Origin of the sequence: Hymenobacter koreensis (assembly GCF_039541855.1) — a bacterium.
In the GTDB taxonomy this organism is placed as follows: Bacteria; Bacteroidota; Bacteroidia; order Cytophagales; family Hymenobacteraceae; genus Solirubrum; species Solirubrum koreensis.
This window is the reverse complement of record NZ_BAABHA010000002.1, coordinates 1,114,718-1,132,439: the sequence shown is the minus strand read 5'-3', so window position 1 is coordinate 1,132,439 and position 17,722 is coordinate 1,114,718. Positions and strand designations below refer to the sequence as shown.

Sequence of the window (17,722 nt, the reverse complement as noted above, 5' to 3'; positions counted from 1 at the left end):
ACTTGCGGCTTCAATTCCACCACAATAACTGAACGTTTGTAATGACTAAACTCCTACGCTTGGGCTGGCTGCTCGGGTTGTGGTTAGCGTTTTGTGCCGGAGCGCAGGCACAGAGCCTAGACCCGGCTTTTCAGCCCGTAAACCTGTACCAAACAGCCGTGGTGAATGCAGTGGTGCAGCAGCCCGATGGCAAGTACGTAATCAGCGGCAATTTCGTCCGTATCAACGGCACTCCGGCTTTTGCCTTGGCACGCCTAAACGCCGATGGTACACTGGATACGTCTTTTTCGCTAAATGCCTCAACTTCAGCTGTGTCGTTGACACTGCTGCCCAACGGGCAGGTCCTGGCTTTTGGGCCGGGCTTGTTCATTATCAACGGGCAGAACTACCCCAATTTGGTGCGCCTAAATGCCAACGGTACTCTCGACGCGGGCTTCAACGTGGGCACCGGTGCCGCAGGTGGCCCTCCGCGCAGCGTGGCGGTGCAGCCCGACGGCAAAGTAGTAATGGTGGGCGCCTTCACCACTTTTAACGGGGTGCCAGCACCGGGCATTGTGCGCCTGAACCAAGACGGCTCCGTCGACCAAGGCTTAGCGGGCACCATTGGCTCGGGCTTTACCGGCGGCGACGCGTACGTGGTGGCCGTGGAGCCCAATGGCCGGCTGGTAGTGGGTGGCCGCTTCACCAACTTCAACAACTCGGGCCGGCAAAAACTAGTGCGCTTGCTCCCCACGGGTGCGCTGGACACCAGTTATAACCCAGTGGTACCCACCAATGCGCCCGGTCCCGTGTACCTGGCCCTCGACCCGGTAACCAACCAAGCTGTGGTTGGCGGATTGGGTAACGGCGAACTGGTGCGCCTGAACACCGATGGCAGCCAGGACCAAAGTTTTCAATCGACAGCCACTTCGTACTGCATCAGCTTCGGCAACACCAACTCCACGCGCTTGGTAGTGGATAACAACCGCCGGATCTTGCTGGCCCGAGCCTGCACCGGCACTTCGGGCCTCGGCAGCGAGCCGCTTACGCGCCTGCTGCCCGATGGCTCCGTAGACCCCCAATTCAATGTGCAAAATGCCTTGGATGGAACGGCCAACGTTATTTTTCGTCAGCCCAACGGCGAGGTTGTGGTAGGAGGCTCCTTCAAGCGCTTTGGCTCACTCGTGAACGTGAGTTTGGTACGGCTCGACAATGCTGGGCAGCCTTCGGCGACTTTCCGTCCGGTACTCGATAGCAACGGCATTGTGTACAAAGTGCTGCGGCAGGCCGACGGTAAACTGCTGGTGGGAGGAGTATTTCGCGAGATTGACGGGCAACCGGCCGGCAACTTGGTGCGACTGAATGCCGACGGCTCACGTGATGCCAGCTACGCAGCCCCAGAGTTCGACGGCTTAATTGAAAGCATGGCCCTGCAACCGGATGGAAAACTGGTGGTGGCCGGGGCCTTTAATACGGTAGGGGGTACGACTTCGTCGCACCTGGTCCGCCTGCTACCTACTGGGGCTTTGGATACGGGCTTTAGAAGCTTTGCTGCGTACAACCGCAACTCGGTGCGGGGCCTGGAGCTAGAGCCCAACGGCAATATCTTGGTTGGTTTTACGTCGAACAACACGCTCGCGGGACGCACCGGGTACTTGCACCGCCTTCAGCCCGATGGCCAGCCAGACCCCTTTTTCGGGCAGAATATTGGCACTGGGCCGGCTGGCTCGGTAGGCGACATTGCCTTGCTGGCCGATGGTCGCCTCTATGTGGCCGGCTTCTTCACCCGGTTCAACAACATTCCGGCGGAAGGACTAGTACGCTTGCTGCCCGATGGCACCCTCGACCCCAGCTTCGTGCTGCCTTCGGTTCCCCTTGCTGCCAGCAAGGTTATCGAGAAGGTACTGCCATTGGCTAATGGGCAAGTGCTGGTGGGCGGTAGCTTCACCAGTTTCGGGGGCGTGGCTCGCAACAATGTGGTGCGCCTCAACGCAAACGGTACCGTAGACCCTGCCTTCAACGCGTCCATTGTGGGCGGCGGCGCTATTGATATGGTGGTGCAGCCCAACGGCCGCATCCTGGTAGGAGCCGCCGGTGCGCAGTCGGTAAGCGGGCTAAACCAAGGCAGCCTGTTCCGCATCAACGGCGACGGCACATTGGATAACGGCTTTGTAGCCAGCCCCGAGCTGATTAACGGTACGGTGTACTCTTTGCTGGTACAACCCGACGGGAAGCTGCTGATAGGCGGCAACATTGTTGCGTCACGCTCCTCCGCCCAACCTCAGTTTTCGTTGGTGCGCCTTACCAATACGGGAATTCTGAGCACCGGCCAAGCCAAAGCCGAGCAGCAACTTGCCGTATGGCCTGTACCGGCGCACGACGTCTTGCACGTACACCTGCCCAATGCCCAACTCCAAAGCCTACAATTGCTAGATGCTCTGGGCCGCAGCGTACGCACATTTGTGCCCACCGCGGGCATAGAACAGCAAGTAAACGTGCGCGGGTTGCAGCCCGGTGTATATCTGTTGCGGGCTGGGTACACCGGCAGCACCGCTACTCGCCGCGTGGTGATAGAGTAAGTTGCTTGCCCCTAGTTAAAAAGAGCCGCCTGGTACGCCAGTGCGGCTCTTTTTACGTAAGTCCCTTTCTCATGCGCTACGTTTCTCTCGACCTCGAAATGACCGGCAGCAACCCGGAACGGCACCAGATAATTGAGCTGGCAGCGGTGGTAGAAGACACCAAACGCCTGCGTCCACTTACCGAGCTGCCCACATTCCGCAGAGCCGTGCGCCATTCCGAGTACGTGGGTACTGCCGGAGCCTTGGCACTGAACGCCCGTTTGTTACAGGAACTAGCCGAGGCGCCCATCGACCATCCGGAAATTTGCACAGCCAATGAGCTATTACCCCAGTTGCGTGAATGGCTGTTAACTCAAGGTTTTCGGGCCGATAGCCAGGACCGGGTAACGGTTACCATGGCGGGTAAAAACATTGGCTCCTTTGATCTGCTGTTTCTGCGGCAGCTGCCCGGCTGGGGCGCCCTCGTAAGGGCCGAACCAGCCATGCTGGACCCGGCGGTCTTCTACCTAAACTGGCGCAAAGACTCCCGCCTGCCCACCATGAGTATTTGCAAGGCCCGCGCAAAGTTCGACGACCACAGCGTGGCGCACGAAGCCGTAGCCGATGCCTTGGACGTGATTCAGTTGCTGCGCCCGTTTTACGAGCTGCCGGTTTACCAGCAGGTACGCGCAAAGGAGCTAGAAGAGCCTACCGGGGAATAGCGCATCGGAAGTAGTCAGCACTTGGTGGCACGCTGTTGTAGGAGTGTGGATAGCGCACGCACATACTGGCTAAAAAATGTGTTTTAGGCAGTGTTATCGAGCATTATATTCGCTACCGATGACACTTGCTCTTAAGCAATTGGCAGGCTTTGCCGTTGGGTTGATCAACTTCGCCTGTGCTTGGCGCCTCATAAAGCGCAAGGCACACGTTACGAAGTGGCCCGACGTTTTCATTTACCGGTTGATGGCGTTTATGTGCCTCATTTTCTTCGTAAAGGGTTGCTTCGATCTTGGGCACATTTTGTTCACGGGCACTGTGTACCGTTAAGCAACCAAAACACGAAGCGCCCCGCGCCGGATTAATTCCCGGCGCGGGGCGCTTCGTGTTCTAGAACAGGATTCTACCAGCTGCCCGAAGCGCCGCCGCCGCCGGATGACCCGCCGCCGAAGCCACCGAAGCCGCCTCCGCCACCGCCGCCAAAACCACCGCCTCCGCCAAATCCGCCACCGAAACCGCCTCCACCCAGAATAATAGGCGGGAAGAAACCGCCGCCGAAGCCACGGTTACGCCGTCCGCCACCGCCTTTTCCGCCCCCGCGGCTGCGCAGAATCAGGAACAGCACCAGTACGGCAATAACAATCCAGAACGAGAAGCCGCTGCCGCTGGAGTCGCGGTCGGCGTAGTCGCCCTGGGCACGGGGCTCGGCCTTGTACTCGCCGGCTGCCAGCGCTACTAACCGGTCCACGGCATCGTTGATGCCTTGGTAGTATTGACCGGCTTTGAACGCAGGCACAATGTTATTGGTGATAATGCGCTTGGCTAGCGCATCGGGAATGGCACCTTCCAGGCCGTAGCCGGTGTGAATGGTGACCTTACGCTCCTGCTTGGCTACCAGAATCAGCAGGCCGTTGTTCTTGCCTTCCTGCCCAATTCCCCAGGTTTCGAACAGCCGCTGGGCGTAGTTGGCAATTTCGTCGCCGCCCAGCGTGTTTACCGTAACAATAGCCAGCTGGGTGGAGGTACTGTCGTTGTAGGCCAATACTTTTTGCTCCAGTGCCTGGGCTTCGGTGGGCGTAAACATGCCGGCCAGGTCGTTCACGAGGCGCGGCGGGTTGGGTTTGGGCGGAACATCCTGCGCGTGGGCAGCACCGGCCAGCCAGAACAGCAAACCCAGCAATGGGGCCCAGCGCAGCAAACGCATGAAAGAGTGTGTCATACGCGCGGCGGTTTGGCGTCGCCGTAAGAAATGGAATCGTCAAGCTCGTTTTTGTCGGTCTTGGCGTCGTAGGGGAAGTAGCGGTGCAACTGTTCGCCGGCTAGCTGAATGCCTTCCTGCAGGCCTTTCACGTAATCCTGACGGCGGAAGTGGTCGAGCACCAGCTCCTTGGTTCGCTCCCAGAAGTCGTCGGAAACGGCGGCGTTAATGCCGGCGTCGCCCACCACGGCAAACTGCCGCGTGGCCCAGGCCACGTAAAACAGCACGCCGTTGCGCTGAACCGTGCGGTGCATGCCCAACTGGGTAAATACCTGCGCAGCGCGGTCCATGGGCTCGGGTGTGGGGCAATCTTCTTCCAGATGCACCCGGATTTCGCCGGATGTAGCCAGCTCGGCTTGCCGAATGGCCTCTACCAGCAACTGTTCTTGCTGGGCCGTAAGCGGTGAATACATAAGCGGGAGGGAGTTATCAGGCAGAAAGTGTCGGTTACCGGTTGGAGTTGGCTTCAGTAATGCACCAGCATAAATCACCAACTCTTAACGGGTAACCGACAACTAACAACCGAAACGCGGCTACTCAAAATTTACCGTGGGGGCTTTCTGGGCACCGGCATCGGCTTCAAAATAGCCTTTTTGCTGGAAGCCGAAGATGCCCGCGAACAGGTTGTTCGGGAACGAGCGCACGTACGTGTTGTACTCGCGGGTAACGTCGTTGAATTTCTGCCGCTCCACGTTAATGCGGTTTTCGGTGCCTTCAATCTGCGCCTGCAGCTCCTGGAAGTTGGCGTTGGCTTTCAGATCGGGGTAATTTTCCGAAACGGCCAGCAAACGACCCAAACCGGCGCTTACCTGCGACTGCGCTTCCTGAAAACGCTTGATGTTTTCGGGCGTCAGTTGGTCGGCCGAAAGCTGCACGCTGGTGGCTTTGGCGCGGGCCTCAATCACCTGCGTCAGGGTCGACTGCTCGAAGTTGGCGGCGCCCTTCACGGTGTTTACCAGGTTGGGAATCAGATCGGAGCGGCGCTGGTAAGAGTTCTGCACGTTCGCCCACTGCGCCTGCACCTGCTGGTCGAGGTTCACCATGTTGTTGTAGCCGCAAGACGACTGCGACAGCATCAGCACGATGCCGGCCACGTACAGCAACAAACGTTTCAGGGTTGGGAGAGAAGAAGAGTTGGTCATGAGAAGAAAGGAAGGGTGAGTTGAGAGACGGTAGAAGGCCGGGGTAGGGGCCAGGCAGGCGTGCGTAGCCCTGCCTTACGGCGGGAGCCCAGCCAAGTTCGACGGTTGGGGTGCTGCAAAGTACGAATTCGGATGAGGGCGGTTGTATGCTGCCCTTGCACCCGCTGAAATGCCTATTTTGCGGCTTCACCCCGTTGCTGCCTCCGCGTTTATGAAAGCTGTTATTCCTGTTGCTGGTATTGGGTCGCGTTTGCGCCCGCACACGCACACCCAGCCCAAGTCGTTGGTGCCAGTAGCCGGTACCCCTATTCTGGGGCACATCATCGATCGGCTGGTAACCGCCGGCGTGCAGGATTTCGTGTTCATCGTGGGGTACCTGGGCGAAAAAATCGAGCGGTACGTACGCCTGCGCTACCCCGAGCTGCGGGTGGCATTTGTGGTACAGGAACCGCGCGAAGGTATCGGGCATGCGCTATGGTTGGCGCGGGAGCTGTTTCGCCACGAAAACGAGCCTATTCTTATTCAGCTCGGCGACACCATTGTGGATGTGGAGCTGCGCCAGCTTATTGAGGCTACCGGTACGGTGCTGGCCGTGAAGGAAGTGAAAACCCCGTCCTCCTTCGGTGTGGTGGAGCTAAACGCCAGCGGCCGGGTGGTAAAAGCGGTGGAAAAGCCGCGTATTCCCAAGTCGAACTACGCCTTGGTAGGCCTGTACCGCATCGAAAACCCGGCGTGGCTGGCCTCGGCGCTGGAGCGCATTATTGAGGACGATCGGCGCACCCAAAACGAGTTCTACCTCACCGACGCGCTCATGGTGATGATTGAGCAAGGCGCCGAAATGAGCATTTGGTCGGTGGAAGGCTGGTTCGACTGCGGCCGCAAGGATACGTTGCTGGAAGCCAATGCCCGCCTGCTTAACCGGCCCGAGTTCCTACGGCCCGACGAACCGTACGATTTCCCGAATACGGTTATCATTCCGCCCGTCAGCATTGCCCGCGACTGCGCCATTAGCAACAGCATCATTGGCCCGAACGTGGCCATTGGCGAGCGAACTATTATTCAGGATAGTATTCTGAAGAACAGTATCATAGGCTCGTACTCCGAGTTGCGTTCGGCTGTAATGCACGACTGCATTGTGGGCTCGGATGCCTCGTTCCGTGGGTTGAACCACAGCCTGAACATCGGCGACAACACCGAAATAGATTACACCACCAGCGGGTAAACACGCGGGGTGCTACGCGCCTATGGCCAGCGGGGGAGTACTGCCCTCCCATTCGCGCTGCATGTTTTGGGCCTGCTCCGAAGACTGGGTAAGCCATTCCAACCCAGTGGTAGCATCGGCGAATAGCTGCACGTGGCGCTGGGTACCGGGGTGCTGCATGTTCAATAAATCTTCCAGCACCATCAGGTTATAAGCGTCGTCGGCCACAATGGCGAGGCGCCGAACATCGGTTTTGGCCAGCGCGGGCAGCCATTCGTTTTCGAGCCACAGCTGATCTTCAACCGCCAGCGGCGCGGCGCCCAGTTCAATCAGCCAGCAGCAGGCGTGTTCCTGCCGGGCAATGTCGAGCAACGACTCATGCACGCTTTGGAACAGGCTCAGACCCGCAAAACGCTCCACCCCATTCCACCGGTGCCGTAACAAGCCAATATTCCAGTCGTGCTGCACGCAAACAAAATCACTTACGGTATACATCATAACGGTGGAGTGAGGATTGGCCCTGTGTTTACGCGCCGCGGTAAATGGGGTATTGGTTGATAAGAAGGTTGTTTTATAATCTTTTGATGAGTTACGTAACGCACTGTCGGTTTGGTTGGTTCAAGGCGCCTTTCTAAAGCTAAAAAGGCAGCAACGGTGCCTTAGTGTAAAATTTTCGCCTCATTTGGTCGTTCAGCCCCACAACCCGCCGCGGCCATGGGGAGTAGTTGCACTTGCACCAGTCGTGTGGCGGTGCGTATGTTCGGTCCAATGCACTTTCCCTCGTTGTCGTTCTGTAAAGTATTGCCTGCCGCAGCGCTGTTGCTAGCCGGCTGTTATTCCCGTTCCGACATGGACTCGGAAGGCGGTTCTGCTAAATCGGCGCCTACCCAAACGGAGACCCCCGAAAAAGCGCCGGCAACTGCGCCTTCGGCCGCCAAGCCGGCGCCCGCTGCCGCAGCTACCGGAGAAGCCCGCTTTCCGCAGGTGAATGTGTTTTTGGAAGTATCGGGCTCCATGCAGGGCTTTATGCCCGCCGCCGGTGCCGATGCCCAAACCACGCAGTTTCAGCAGCAGATTTCGGAGTGGCTCTCGGGTCTGGAGCGCGACCCACGCGTGCAGCAGCGGCGCTACTTCCGCATTGCCGACCGCCCGCTGGCCGATTCGTACCGGGCCATGAGCGAAACAGTACGCCGCGGTATTCGGCAGCCAGCCATGAGTACCAGCATTCCGGCCATTCTGGATACGGTGGCCAACCGCTACCTGCAAGACAACGCCATCAGCGTCATCATTTCTGATTTCATCTACTCGCCCGCTAACCCCGGCGACGTGCCCTACATCAACACCGATATAGCCGATGCGCTGGCCAAAAGCCGCAAAGATTTGGCCGTGTCGGTATTCGCCTTCAAATCGGACTTCAAAGGCACGTATTACCCGGCTGTGAAGGGCAAGCTGCCGAACTGCTGCCCCCAACCCATTCCGTATTACATGTGGGTGCTCGGTCCCGCAGAGCTGGTTGGCCGCTTCGATGCCACCCTTATGAAGGACCTGAAAGGCGAACAAGCCCACTTCGGCTTGGTGCCCGCCGAAGTGCCGAGCTCGGTACTGAGCCGGTTTAAGCGCAAAGGCACCTGGTTTGTGGCCGATGCCGGCAAGCAAGCCGGGGCTGGCGGCCATGCCGTGGCCATCGAGGAAGCATCGGCTGAAGAGCCAGCGGAATTTGTAATCGGGCTCGATTTAAATCAGATGCCCGAGCTGTTCCAAAAGCCCGAGTACCTGCAAAAAAATCTGGCTTTGCGCGGCAACACCACTACGGCCAAAGTACTGAAAATAGAAGCTGCCACCGAGGCCACACGCCGCAGCGGCGGGCCAGAAGCTGCTTATACTCACTTCGCTACCATTCGAGTAACAGCCAAGCCGCGCAGCAAGCAAGACCTCACGCTAGCCCTGCCCGCCGCCCGCCCCACCTGGGTGCAGCAATGGTCCACGGCCAACGACAGCAAGCCCGGTCCGTACACGTTCGCACTCAACCGCCAGCTCGACGGCCTGCAACGACTTCTCGCCAGCCGCAACACTGGCACGAATGCTGCCGACGTGCTTCGCGTCTCTCTCTCAGTCCAACCCGATTAACCCGCTCCCTTCCGCATGAAGAGCTTCTTCCGCGCCCTCTACGAGGTCATTGGCCTGCCCCAGCCGTCGTCTGAAACCCCGGTATACCGCGAGGTCATTTTCCCTAACATCGGCCTGCTGAACATCGGCATCACGCTGGCGCTGCTGGTGCTGTTCTACTTGGTAATCAACCGCTACATGCGCGTGGCTACCTTCAGCCGGCCGCGTCACTGGGCTCTTTTTCTGGGCCTGAATGCGCTGATTGCCTTTGTCATCGTTATAGCGCAGGCCAGCGGGCAGAACGTGGAGTCGCACTCGTACATCTATTGGCTGGCCTTGCTCAACGCCATTTACGCGGCGCTGTTCTTCTTCGTCTTTTCGCTCATCTTCCGCAAGCTGTCGGTCAACGCCAGCACCACGCCTTTTTAGAGCTAAAATTCTAGCTCCCCTCCTCAGCTGAGGAGGGGGTAGGGGGTGGTTGAAAAGCTAGAGCTACAAGCCAATAGCTAACAGCTAGTAGCTTAAAAAGTCAACCACCCCGCCCTTCGGGCACCCCTCCTCAGCTGAGGAGGGGAGTTCGTTCCACCTTCAGCACTTCTCCTTCACGAATGGCTAAACTCTTTCTTTTCGGCATCGGCGGCACCGGCTCGCGGGTGGTCCGCTCGCTCACGATGCTGCTGGCCTCGGGCATTGAGTTGCCCAACTGCCAACAGGTGGTGCCCATCATCATCGACCCCGATGCGCACAACGCGGACATGAACCGCACCGTGCAGCTGCTGCAAACCTACCAGCAGATTTACAAGCGCCTCGGGCCGCGCGAAGAAGGCTTCTTCAAAACCGACATCAGCACGCTCTCGTCCATCAGCCAGGACGTGAACGGGTCGGTGAAGGACACCTTCGTGTTCGACTTCGGCGGCATTAACCGGAGCTTCCGCGACTACCTAGGCTACAACTCGCTGCCCGTGGAGTCGAAGGCGCTGGTGGAGTCGTTGTTCACCACCGACAACCTGGAAAGCCCGCTGACCATCGGTTTCCGCGGTTCGCCCAACGTGGGCTCCATTGTGCTGAACAAGCTGGCCGAGTCGCCGGAGATGCGCTTCTTCGCCGACAACTTCCAGCAGGACGACCGCGTGTTCTTCGTGTCGAGCATTTTTGGCGGAACCGGCGCGGCCGGCTTCCCGCTGCTGCTCAAGAACCTAAAGGACCCGAACACCCGCCTCAGCAACGCCCGCTACCTGCGCGACGCCCTCACCGGTGCCGTAACGGTAATGCCTTACTTCGCGCTCCAGAGTGAGGATCAGCAGGTTATCGACTCGAACAACTTCCTGACCAAGACCAAGGCGGCCCTCGGCTACTACGAAAATCACCTGCAGGGCCTCGACGCGCTCTACTACCTTGCCGATACGCCCGACACGCCCTACGACAACCAGCCCGGCGGCGTGGGCCAGCGCAATAAAGCCCACATCATTGAGATGCTGGCTGCGCTGAGCATCGTGGATTTCATGAACTACTCCAGCCTGGACTTGCGCAACGGCCAGGGCCCGTTGTTCCACGAGTACGGCCTGGAAGGCGACACCGCCGAGGTGCAGTTCCAGCACCTGCCCACCGAAACCAAGGACATGGTGGCGCAGCACCTCACGCAGCTGCAGTACTTCACCAAGTACCACAAGCAGCACCTGCCCTCGGATGACGCGCCTTACGCCAAAAACCTAAACCTGCAGTACGCGCTGAAAAACGAGCCCATCTTCAAGCAGCTCGACGCCTTTCTGCACAACCCGGATTTTGGCGTGGATAACTGGTTCAACGAGTTAAGCCAGAACCGCCGCGCCTTCCGTCCTTTCAACCTCGCTACCGACGACTTCAACATGATGATCAACGGTAAGCCGGTGGAAACGGGCTTCTTCAACAAAGGCATCAGCCGCAACTACCTGCTGGATGCACTGAATACTCAGGAGAAGAAAGTGCCCGACGACGACAGCTTCCGCAAGCTCATCACGCTGATGTACGGCGTGACGGATGAAGCCTTCCGCGACAAGGTAAAGGTGGTGTAGACCAACTCGGCAAGAGATAAGCGTCATGCTGAGCTTGTCGAAGCATCTCTACTGCTTTGGCTTAACGTAGAACCCAGTTTTCCATGAACGACAGTGCGTTTGATGCGCTTGTAAGCTTCCTTGCTCAAGTACCTGCCATTGAAAAAGGATTTGGTAAAGGAGCGGACGAAGCAGGTTTGTGGTGGGTGAAATTTAGAATCGACGTTCAGCATCCATTGGCTTGGCAGGTTGTTCAAGAGCTAGGGCATATTGCCAACTACTTGTCGTTTGATGAGCGGCTGCCTACTAGCTTTTACCCAGTTTCACCTCCTCCCTACATGAATGGTGGCCCGAAAGAGTTTCTGTCTTGGATAATCGAGACAAAACAGAAAGATTTCACACCAGACGATTTGAAAACGTGGCTTGAAGGCAGATTGCCTCGGCCAGTGAATGACGAGTCGGAATGGTTAACCGACGATGATGATTAACCTATGCTGAGCTTGCCGAAGCAGTAAAGATGCTTCGGCAAGCTCAGCATGACGACCTCCGATAATCGTCCAACGATTGTCAACCACCCCGCCCTTCGGGCACCCCTCCTCAGCTGAGGAGGGGAGTTCGTTCTCTTAAAACAGACTCTCCCCAAGCATGGCTAAAGTCCTTCGCCTGCATACCAGCGGCTCGCAGCAAATCCAGGGCTGGCAACAGACCGGTCCGCTCACGAGCACCGAAATCAACACCATTACCGACCCCACGGGCGGTCGGGCGCGCAATCTGGCGGTGTCCATTCCCACGCCGTTTGCGCGGATGCACCTCTTCGAAACCGCCTTCGATTTTGTGGCGCGTGAGGGCAACCGCAACCCCAACTCGGTGTACCACGAACTGGTGTCGCACTACTGGGACTTGCTGGAGCTGCTCTACAACTACCACCTCTACAGCCAGGCCGGCCGCCGCCTTACGCTGCGCCGCTGGAACGCCGAGACGGAGCTGAACCGCATGCAATCGGACCCGAACACGCGCCTGCTGGGCGAGACGTTGCGGCTGTACTGGCAGGACGAGCAGTTCCGCGAGACGCCCGACCTGTACATGGTGTTCTACGAGTCGCCGGGCCTGCCGGGCGGGCCGCGCCTGCTGGGCGGTACCTCGCCGCTGACCTTGTTCTACACTGCACCGGCCGTACCGGTGCTTGACATCGAGCGGCCCCGCGCCGGTGGGCGCTACTTCGATCAGCAATACGTGGGACTGGAGCAGCGCGACCCGCAGTTCCAGGACTACGTGTACGAGCTGTTCCTGACCTACCCGCAGCTACAGAACCGCAACTTCGCCAGCCGCGTGTTTGCTGTGCTCGACCGCAACCGCATCAACCAGATGCAATTGCAGGGTGACCGAAACGCGCAGCTGTTCGCCACCAAGTTCCCCACCTTGGCCGATGCGCAGGGCAACCCGGCCTACGTGCGCGGCATTCCGCTGCCCGGCCGCGCCGATCAAACGGCCGTGGTTTCGTCGGATCTGTTCATTCAGCCCACGCGCGAGCTGGCGCCCGGCCAGGTACGGCCGCTGGTGCTGCGCCCCAACCTAGCCATGGGCGGCGTGAACTACCTGAACGGCCAGCCCTGGGACGACCGCACGCCGGTTCCCTACATGGACGATCAGCCGATGAGCAGCCGCGTGCTGCCCGGCAAAGGCTTCAAGTACCCCTACCTCACGGTGGGCGACTTGCTGGCTGACTCCTTAGTAGAGCTGCCCTACGAGCTGAACGCGGAGCGTTTCCACACCGGCCGTGTTACGTTTCAGTACGGTGCCGATGCGCAGGGCCGGGCCCGTTTCCCGTACCTGCTGCCGTTGCAGCCCGCCTTCTTCGAGTACTTCACCGAGCACGATCTGGCCGAACTGCTCAACTTCACCATCGACCTGAACCACGTGCGCGTGAGTTTGCGGGTGCCGGTGCAGCAGGGCCGCTTCATTACGCTGGAGCGCAGCTACTACACCAACCCGCAGAACCCCAAGGACGAAATGGGCCGCGAAATCCCCGAGAAGGGCCGCATCGTGAAGGCACAAGTGGGATTGGGCGTGTTTCCGTTCTACAAAATGCGCCAGCAGCCCGAGTACAACGACTTGTACAAGGTGATGCTGGTGGACGCCGACAACGGCCCCGCGCAGCTGCAGAAGCAGTACAGCGTGGAGTTCTACGTGGGCGGCGAACGGCTCACCGACCAGGGCGCTGCCCGCCGCGCCACCCGCTACGAGCGCACCCGCAAGAGCCTCGCCACGGCCGGCAGCACCTACTACGAGGTAACCGGCACGCACTTCGACGTGGCCGAGCTGGTGTGCCCGGCCGGTCCCGGCCAGGAGCCGGCCCGCGGCCTGCTCATCCCGCGCTGGCGCGAGCTGGACCGCGGCACCCGCCGGTTCACCTTCGCCGTGGACTTCGGTACCACCAACACCCACATTGCCTACTCCGACGGCCCCAGCAGTCACCCGCGGCCGTTTACCATTGCCGAGCTCGACCAGCAGGTGGTGTGGCTGCACGCCCCGCTGCCCGACATGGGCCTCTCTGGGGCGCAGCGCTACCGCCAAGGTGCGCAGCAGCTGCACAACGATATTGCGGCCCTGCAAAACCGCGAGTTTGTGCCTTCGTTTATCGGCGAAGGTGGCGCGGCGTATGCCTTCCCCATCCGGACGGCCGTGTGCGAAACTGCTTCGTTTACCAACGAGCCGGCCCGCATGCTGAGCAACATCAACATCGGCTTCAGCATCAACACCGAAACCTCGGCCGAGCTGCCGCAGAACCGTTTTGTGACCAATCTGAAGTGGTCGGCGGAGCTGGACCCGAGCGGGGTGACGCGCATTGAGGCATTTTTCCGCGAGGTGATGCTGTTGCTCAAGCACAAAGCCGCGCTGAACGGCGGTATTCTGGAAGACACCCGCGTAGTGTGGTTCGCGCCGCTGAGCTTCGATGCCTTCCTGCGCAACCAGTTCAAGAGCAAGTGGGACGATGCTTTCCAACAGATGTTCCGCTCGCGCCGCGAAACCCTCACGCTCACCGAATCGGTGGCGCCGTACTACTACCTCACGGCCACTAACCAAGTGGTGCCGAGCCGCGACGAAAACGTGGTGAACATCGATATCGGTGGCGGTACCACCGACTTGCTGCTGTTTGCCGATTCGCGCCCCGCCTACAGCACCTCGTTCCGCTTTGCCGGCAACGACTTATGGGGCGACGGTTACGCCCGCGTGCAGGGTGCGCCCAAGCAGAACGGTCTGTTGCGCCTCGGCGTGCAGCACGTGGAAAGCCTGCCCGACTCGGAGCAAAACCAGGAGTACAAGGGCTACCTGCGCGCCGCGCTGGCCAACAACGACTTCGGCTCGGCCGACGTGACCTCGCTGCTGTTCCTCTACGACGACGCTTTACGCTTCTCGCAGAGCCTTGCCTTGGGCAAAGGCCGGCAGCTGCGGGTGCTGTTTTACCTGCACTACACCAGCATTATCTACCACACGGCACAGCTCACCGAGCACCTCGGCCTGAAGCTTCCGCGTTACCTCTGCTTCTCGGGCAAAGGCAGCCTGTACCTGCGCCTGTTAGCTGGTGGCAGCAACATGGGTGCCATTGAGCGCATCACAAAAGCCATTATGAAGGCCGTAACGGGGCAGGAGCCGCCGCACAACTTCCGCGTGATTCTGGCCGACAACCCCAAGGAAGCCACCACCAACGGCGGCGTGCTGTTCGAGGACAGCCAGTCGGCACCAGATGTGGACAGCATCAAGTCGGTGCGGATGCTGGGCAGCACCGAAATGAGCGACATTGGCACCATGCGCCTGAAAGCCAAGCAGGTGGACGCCGATTTGCGCCAGTCGGTACTCTCGAACATGCGCACCTTCCTAGAGCTGGTGCTGATCAACGACGACGTGGCTCCGCTCATGCGCGAAGTTGGCGTGGACGTAGATCGGGCCCGTGTGCTGGAATCTATGCAGCGTGAAATCGAGGACAGCCTGAACCTGGGCCTGCACCAGATGGAACGCCTGCTCGGTGCCGAGGAAACCATTCCCGAAACGTTGTTCTTCCTGCCGCTCAAGCAGGCGTTGTACAACCTGAGCCGGGAGTTGCTGAACGGGTAAGCCAGAAGCAAGCTCCCCTCCTCAGATGAGGAGGGGATGCTTTGGCTTTAGCCAAAGCCGGGGTGGTTGACGGCGTCCGCGCTGTTAGGGGGCGATTAGTAAAGCACCCGCAACGAAAAGCTCTATGAAGTCCAAAATCGTTTTGCTTTTGCTTACGGCATGGTGGCCTTTGTCGATGTTAGCTGATAAATGGCCTCCACCAAGGGTGCAGGATTATTACAGCTCGGACAGAAACTACTTCGTTCGGGTATTTCCTCGTACCGTTCCAGAGAAATATTACAAATGGCAACAAGCAGCACCAAAGCAGAAGCGCCGATTCAGCGCCCAGGATACGGTAATTGTACCCTGTTATGCCGTGCTCTTTGCGCGTACAGGGTCTAGCCCTCGTATGATTTGGCGGCAGAACTTAGTCAACCAAGTTGCACCAGTTGAGGCGATGGTTTCAGATGATGGGAAGTACGTAGTGACTTTCAACAATCATCATTCTGTGGGTTATGGCCAAGATGTGATGGTAGTATACAATCATCAAGGAAGCCTCCTGCGACAATACAATTTAGAGCAGATTTCTCCTTTTCCACTCAATCGGTATTTGGCTTCAAGATCCTCGATCTGGTGGCAGTGCAAAACGTCTCTTGTTGAAGCAGGCAAACTCAAGCTTTGCTTCGTGACCCGAGACAGCGTTACCCAATCGAAAGTATACTCGCTGGCAAAACTTGATTTTGAGTAAGCTTATCGGATATGGCACACCTAAAGGCTTCCCCAAACTTGTCCTTCATGAGGATTTCTCCCTGCCTCGCCGCTTTTGTCGCTGGCTTACTGCTGACCATTTCAGCCAACGTCCAAGCCCAAACCCAACTGGGCCAGCCGACGCTGGACGAAAAGAAAATCCAGATCTGGTGCGCCACGGCCCGTTTCGTGTACAACGATAACGGCCGCTCGAACCTGAACAACGCCCTCAACTGCAGCGGTACGCTCAAGGAGTTTGAGAACAGCATCCGCTCGGATAGCCAGCGCGTGTACTCGCGCCTGTACCAGCCGCTGGAAGGCAAAGGCGTGATGTACAAGGGCCTTGGCAACGACCAGTCGCGCCTCACCAAGCTCACCAACGAGATTGTGCGGACGCTTGAAGCCTCGCCGGCCCGCCGCAAAGACCCGGCGCGCATGGCGCAGGTGCAGCGCCTTAAAGAGTCGTTTGCCGCCTATATAAACCAGGGCACGCCCATTACCGACGACATCGGGCAGGTAGACGCCGTAACCGCTACCGAAACCTTCGACACCACGGCTACAACTGGCGCGGCGGGAGCAGAGTCGCTGGTAGCCGACGAAGCGGGGGATACGGATACCTTGGCTACGCCCGCACGTGCTTCAGCCGATAGCCCGATGACGCGCCTGTTCGGTCCCATTGCTCTGATTTTGTCGTTGCTGAGCTTAGTGCTTTGGTTTCTGGAGCGGCGGGTGCTGCGCAACCACATCAGCGAGCTGCGCGACCGGTCGTCGCGGCACCGCAATGAGTTGGAGTCGATTAAGTCTGGCGGGTTTGCCAGCACCATGACGCCCAACGACAGCACCAAGGAAATTTCCTTCACCCAGCGCAAGCAGATTGAAGAGTTGGTAGAACGGCTGGTGCAGCAGCGCATGGCCGATTTGCAGCCGCACGGTCGGCCTGCGGCGTCGCCGGAGCCGGCTATGCCGCTGCGGCAGGAGCCAAACCGGCAAGCTGCTAAACGTGAGTCGGGTAACAACGGCGGCGGGGGCCGTACCAGTGCGGCCCCGGCACCTGTGGCACCGCAGCCGAAGCCTGCCCCAGTGGCGGTAGTGCCGCCTGCACCGCCCATGCCTCCGGCACCGGTTGCGGCACCCGTCCCGGCAGGTTCACCCGCTGCCGCTCCGCACGACGAGTTCGATAGTCTGGTGCCACCCGTGCAGTTGCCTGCTCCGGTACCAGCGCCGCCCGTGGCCGAAGCTCCCGCGCCGCACTTGCCCGAGCCAATGCCCGTAGGGAAGTTTTATGTGAAAGTGCCCGTGAACGGCGGCTTCTCCGAATACGACCTGCATACCACGGCCCAGCACGACAGCATCTACGAAATAACGCCCGACCCGCAACGCCCCGACGTTGCCACGTTCCGCATCAACCCGAACCAAAGCGTGCACGCTTACGCCATTCAAAGTGCGCAGTATTCCCTGCGCGAAGCCTGCCGTTACGAGCCGCCCACCGGAGCCGTTGGGCGAATCATTACCGACGAGCCCGGGCACCTTCGCAAAGTGGGCGGTACCTGGCAAATCGAGCAGAAAGCGGCCATTCGGTTTGAATGAGCTACCGCGCAAACCTGAACCGCGCGCGTCGTGCTGATCTGCCGTTGGCTTGGCGTTTGAGTTCGTTTCGATCAGCGCTGTTATGTTGCCACTGGTTGCTTTGGCATCAAGAAAACAGACGTAAGGAATTCTTCACGGATACGCTAATACCGTACTACCAAGTCCATTTCAGCATACCGGATCCACGCGGAGACGCTACACTGCCGCCCAACGACATAGGGCTAGTGGCTGCCATTCAGGATTTGGAGAAGCGCCGCAACCACTATTTGCAGCGGGTGCAGGTGTACCGTCAGCGTCGGATT

Annotated in this window: 14 protein-coding genes; 10 read left to right on the top strand and 4 right to left on the bottom strand. The window is 59.1% G+C overall.

The features are described 5' to 3' along the window. Window positions 1–41 precede the first annotated feature (41 nt). On the top strand, window positions 42–2,558 hold the full coding sequence (locus ABD903_RS07715; protein WP_345222821.1) for a T9SS type A sorting domain-containing protein: 2,517 nt from the start codon (window positions 42–44) through the stop codon (window positions 2,556–2,558). Window positions 2,559–2,629: 71 nt separating this feature from the next. After that, window positions 2,630–3,259 (top strand): exonuclease domain-containing protein, encoded by a 630-nt coding sequence (locus ABD903_RS07710; protein WP_345222819.1) that lies wholly within the window; start codon window positions 2,630–2,632, stop codon window positions 3,257–3,259. A 401-nt stretch (window positions 3,260–3,660) separates the two neighbouring features. Here the strand turns inward: ABD903_RS07710 and ABD903_RS07705 are convergent, their stop codons facing one another. The 3 genes from ABD903_RS07705 to ABD903_RS07695 all read right to left on the bottom strand — a co-directional run bounded on the left by ABD903_RS07705 (window position 3,661) and on the right by ABD903_RS07695 (window position 5,630). Continuing rightward, window positions 3,661–4,476 carry a TPM domain-containing protein gene (locus ABD903_RS07705; protein WP_345222817.1) on the bottom strand — a complete coding sequence of 272 codons (816 nt, stop codon included), beginning with the start codon at window positions 4,474–4,476 and terminating at the stop codon, window positions 3,661–3,663. Continuing rightward, window positions 4,473–4,928 carry a TPM domain-containing protein gene (locus ABD903_RS07700; RefSeq protein WP_345222815.1) on the bottom strand — a complete coding sequence of 152 codons (456 nt, stop codon included), beginning with the start codon at window positions 4,926–4,928 and terminating at the stop codon, window positions 4,473–4,475. Before ABD903_RS07700 ends, ABD903_RS07705 begins: the two co-directional genes overlap by 4 nt. A gap of 120 nt (window positions 4,929–5,048) precedes the next feature. Next, window positions 5,049–5,630: a LemA family protein gene (locus ABD903_RS07695; protein ID WP_425555436.1), complete on the bottom strand. Its 582-nt coding sequence runs from the start codon at window positions 5,628–5,630 to the stop codon at window positions 5,049–5,051. A gap of 238 nt (window positions 5,631–5,868) precedes the next feature. Here ABD903_RS07695 and ABD903_RS07690 point away from each other — a divergent pair, with 238 nt between their 5' ends. Further along, on the top strand, window positions 5,869–6,879 hold the full coding sequence (locus tag ABD903_RS07690; protein WP_345222813.1) for a sugar phosphate nucleotidyltransferase: 1,011 nt from the start codon (window positions 5,869–5,871) through the stop codon (window positions 6,877–6,879). 12 nt (window positions 6,880–6,891) lie between these two features. Here the strand turns inward: ABD903_RS07690 and ABD903_RS07685 are convergent, their stop codons facing one another. Continuing rightward, the gene (locus tag ABD903_RS07685) at window positions 6,892–7,356 is read right to left on the bottom strand and encodes a hypothetical protein (RefSeq protein ID WP_345222811.1); all 465 of its coding nucleotides are present in this window, start codon (window positions 7,354–7,356) and stop codon (window positions 6,892–6,894) included. Between the two features lie 270 nt (window positions 7,357–7,626). Here ABD903_RS07685 and ABD903_RS07680 point away from each other — a divergent pair, with 270 nt between their 5' ends. From ABD903_RS07680 to ABD903_RS07650, 7 genes are all read left to right on the top strand, one after another. Next, window positions 7,627–8,985 (top strand): hypothetical protein, encoded by a 1,359-nt coding sequence (locus ABD903_RS07680; RefSeq protein WP_345222810.1) that lies wholly within the window; start codon window positions 7,627–7,629, stop codon window positions 8,983–8,985. A gap of 15 nt (window positions 8,986–9,000) precedes the next feature. Next, window positions 9,001–9,393 (top strand): hypothetical protein, encoded by a 393-nt coding sequence (locus tag ABD903_RS07675; protein WP_345222808.1) that lies wholly within the window; start codon window positions 9,001–9,003, stop codon window positions 9,391–9,393. A 179-nt stretch (window positions 9,394–9,572) separates the two neighbouring features. Continuing rightward, the gene (locus tag ABD903_RS07670) at window positions 9,573–11,015 is read left to right on the top strand and encodes a hypothetical protein (protein ID WP_345222806.1); all 1,443 of its coding nucleotides are present in this window, start codon (window positions 9,573–9,575) and stop codon (window positions 11,013–11,015) included. Window positions 11,016–11,098: 83 nt separating this feature from the next. After that, complete coding sequence (locus ABD903_RS07665) at window positions 11,099–11,482, top strand: hypothetical protein (RefSeq protein ID WP_345222804.1); 384 nt, start codon at window positions 11,099–11,101, stop codon at window positions 11,480–11,482. Window positions 11,483–11,639: 157 nt separating this feature from the next. Further along, window positions 11,640–15,107 carry a hypothetical protein gene (locus tag ABD903_RS07660; protein WP_345222802.1) on the top strand — a complete coding sequence of 1,156 codons (3,468 nt, stop codon included), beginning with the start codon at window positions 11,640–11,642 and terminating at the stop codon, window positions 15,105–15,107. A 124-nt stretch (window positions 15,108–15,231) separates the two neighbouring features. Continuing rightward, window positions 15,232–15,834, top strand: coding sequence for a hypothetical protein (locus ABD903_RS07655; RefSeq protein WP_345222801.1), 603 nt, complete (start codon window positions 15,232–15,234; stop codon window positions 15,832–15,834). Between the two features lie 47 nt (window positions 15,835–15,881). Next, window positions 15,882–17,420: a hypothetical protein gene (locus tag ABD903_RS07650; RefSeq protein WP_345222799.1), complete on the top strand. Its 1,539-nt coding sequence runs from the start codon at window positions 15,882–15,884 to the stop codon at window positions 17,418–17,420. Window positions 17,421–17,722 lie beyond the last annotated feature (302 nt).

Excerpts from the sequence above, each read along its gene's own strand:
- ABD903_RS07675 (WP_345222808.1), top strand. The coding sequence starts at position 9,001 with ATGAAGAGCTTCTTCCGCGCCCTCTACGAGGTCATTGGCCTGCCCCAG.
- ABD903_RS07680 (WP_345222810.1), top strand. The coding sequence starts at position 7,627 with ATGCACTTTCCCTCGTTGTCGTTCTGTAAAGTATTGCCTGCCGCAGCG.
- ABD903_RS07660 (WP_345222802.1), top strand. The coding sequence starts at position 11,640 with ATGGCTAAAGTCCTTCGCCTGCATACCAGCGGCTCGCAGCAAATCCAG.
- ABD903_RS07650 (WP_345222799.1), top strand. The coding sequence starts at position 15,882 with ATGAGGATTTCTCCCTGCCTCGCCGCTTTTGTCGCTGGCTTACTGCTG.
- ABD903_RS07690 (WP_345222813.1), top strand. The coding sequence starts at position 5,869 with ATGAAAGCTGTTATTCCTGTTGCTGGTATTGGGTCGCGTTTGCGCCCG.
- ABD903_RS07710 (WP_345222819.1), top strand. The coding sequence starts at position 2,630 with ATGCGCTACGTTTCTCTCGACCTCGAAATGACCGGCAGCAACCCGGAA.
- ABD903_RS07670 (WP_345222806.1), top strand. The coding sequence starts at position 9,573 with ATGGCTAAACTCTTTCTTTTCGGCATCGGCGGCACCGGCTCGCGGGTG.
- ABD903_RS07700 (WP_345222815.1), bottom strand. The coding sequence starts at position 4,928 with ATGTATTCACCGCTTACGGCCCAGCAAGAACAGTTGCTGGTAGAGGCC.
- ABD903_RS07685 (WP_345222811.1), bottom strand. The coding sequence starts at position 7,356 with ATGATGTATACCGTAAGTGATTTTGTTTGCGTGCAGCACGACTGGAAT.
- ABD903_RS07655 (WP_345222801.1), top strand. The coding sequence starts at position 15,232 with ATGAAGTCCAAAATCGTTTTGCTTTTGCTTACGGCATGGTGGCCTTTG.
- ABD903_RS07665 (WP_345222804.1), top strand. The coding sequence starts at position 11,099 with ATGAACGACAGTGCGTTTGATGCGCTTGTAAGCTTCCTTGCTCAAGTA.
- ABD903_RS07705 (WP_345222817.1), bottom strand. The coding sequence starts at position 4,476 with ATGACACACTCTTTCATGCGTTTGCTGCGCTGGGCCCCATTGCTGGGT.
- ABD903_RS07715 (WP_345222821.1), top strand. The coding sequence starts at position 42 with ATGACTAAACTCCTACGCTTGGGCTGGCTGCTCGGGTTGTGGTTAGCG.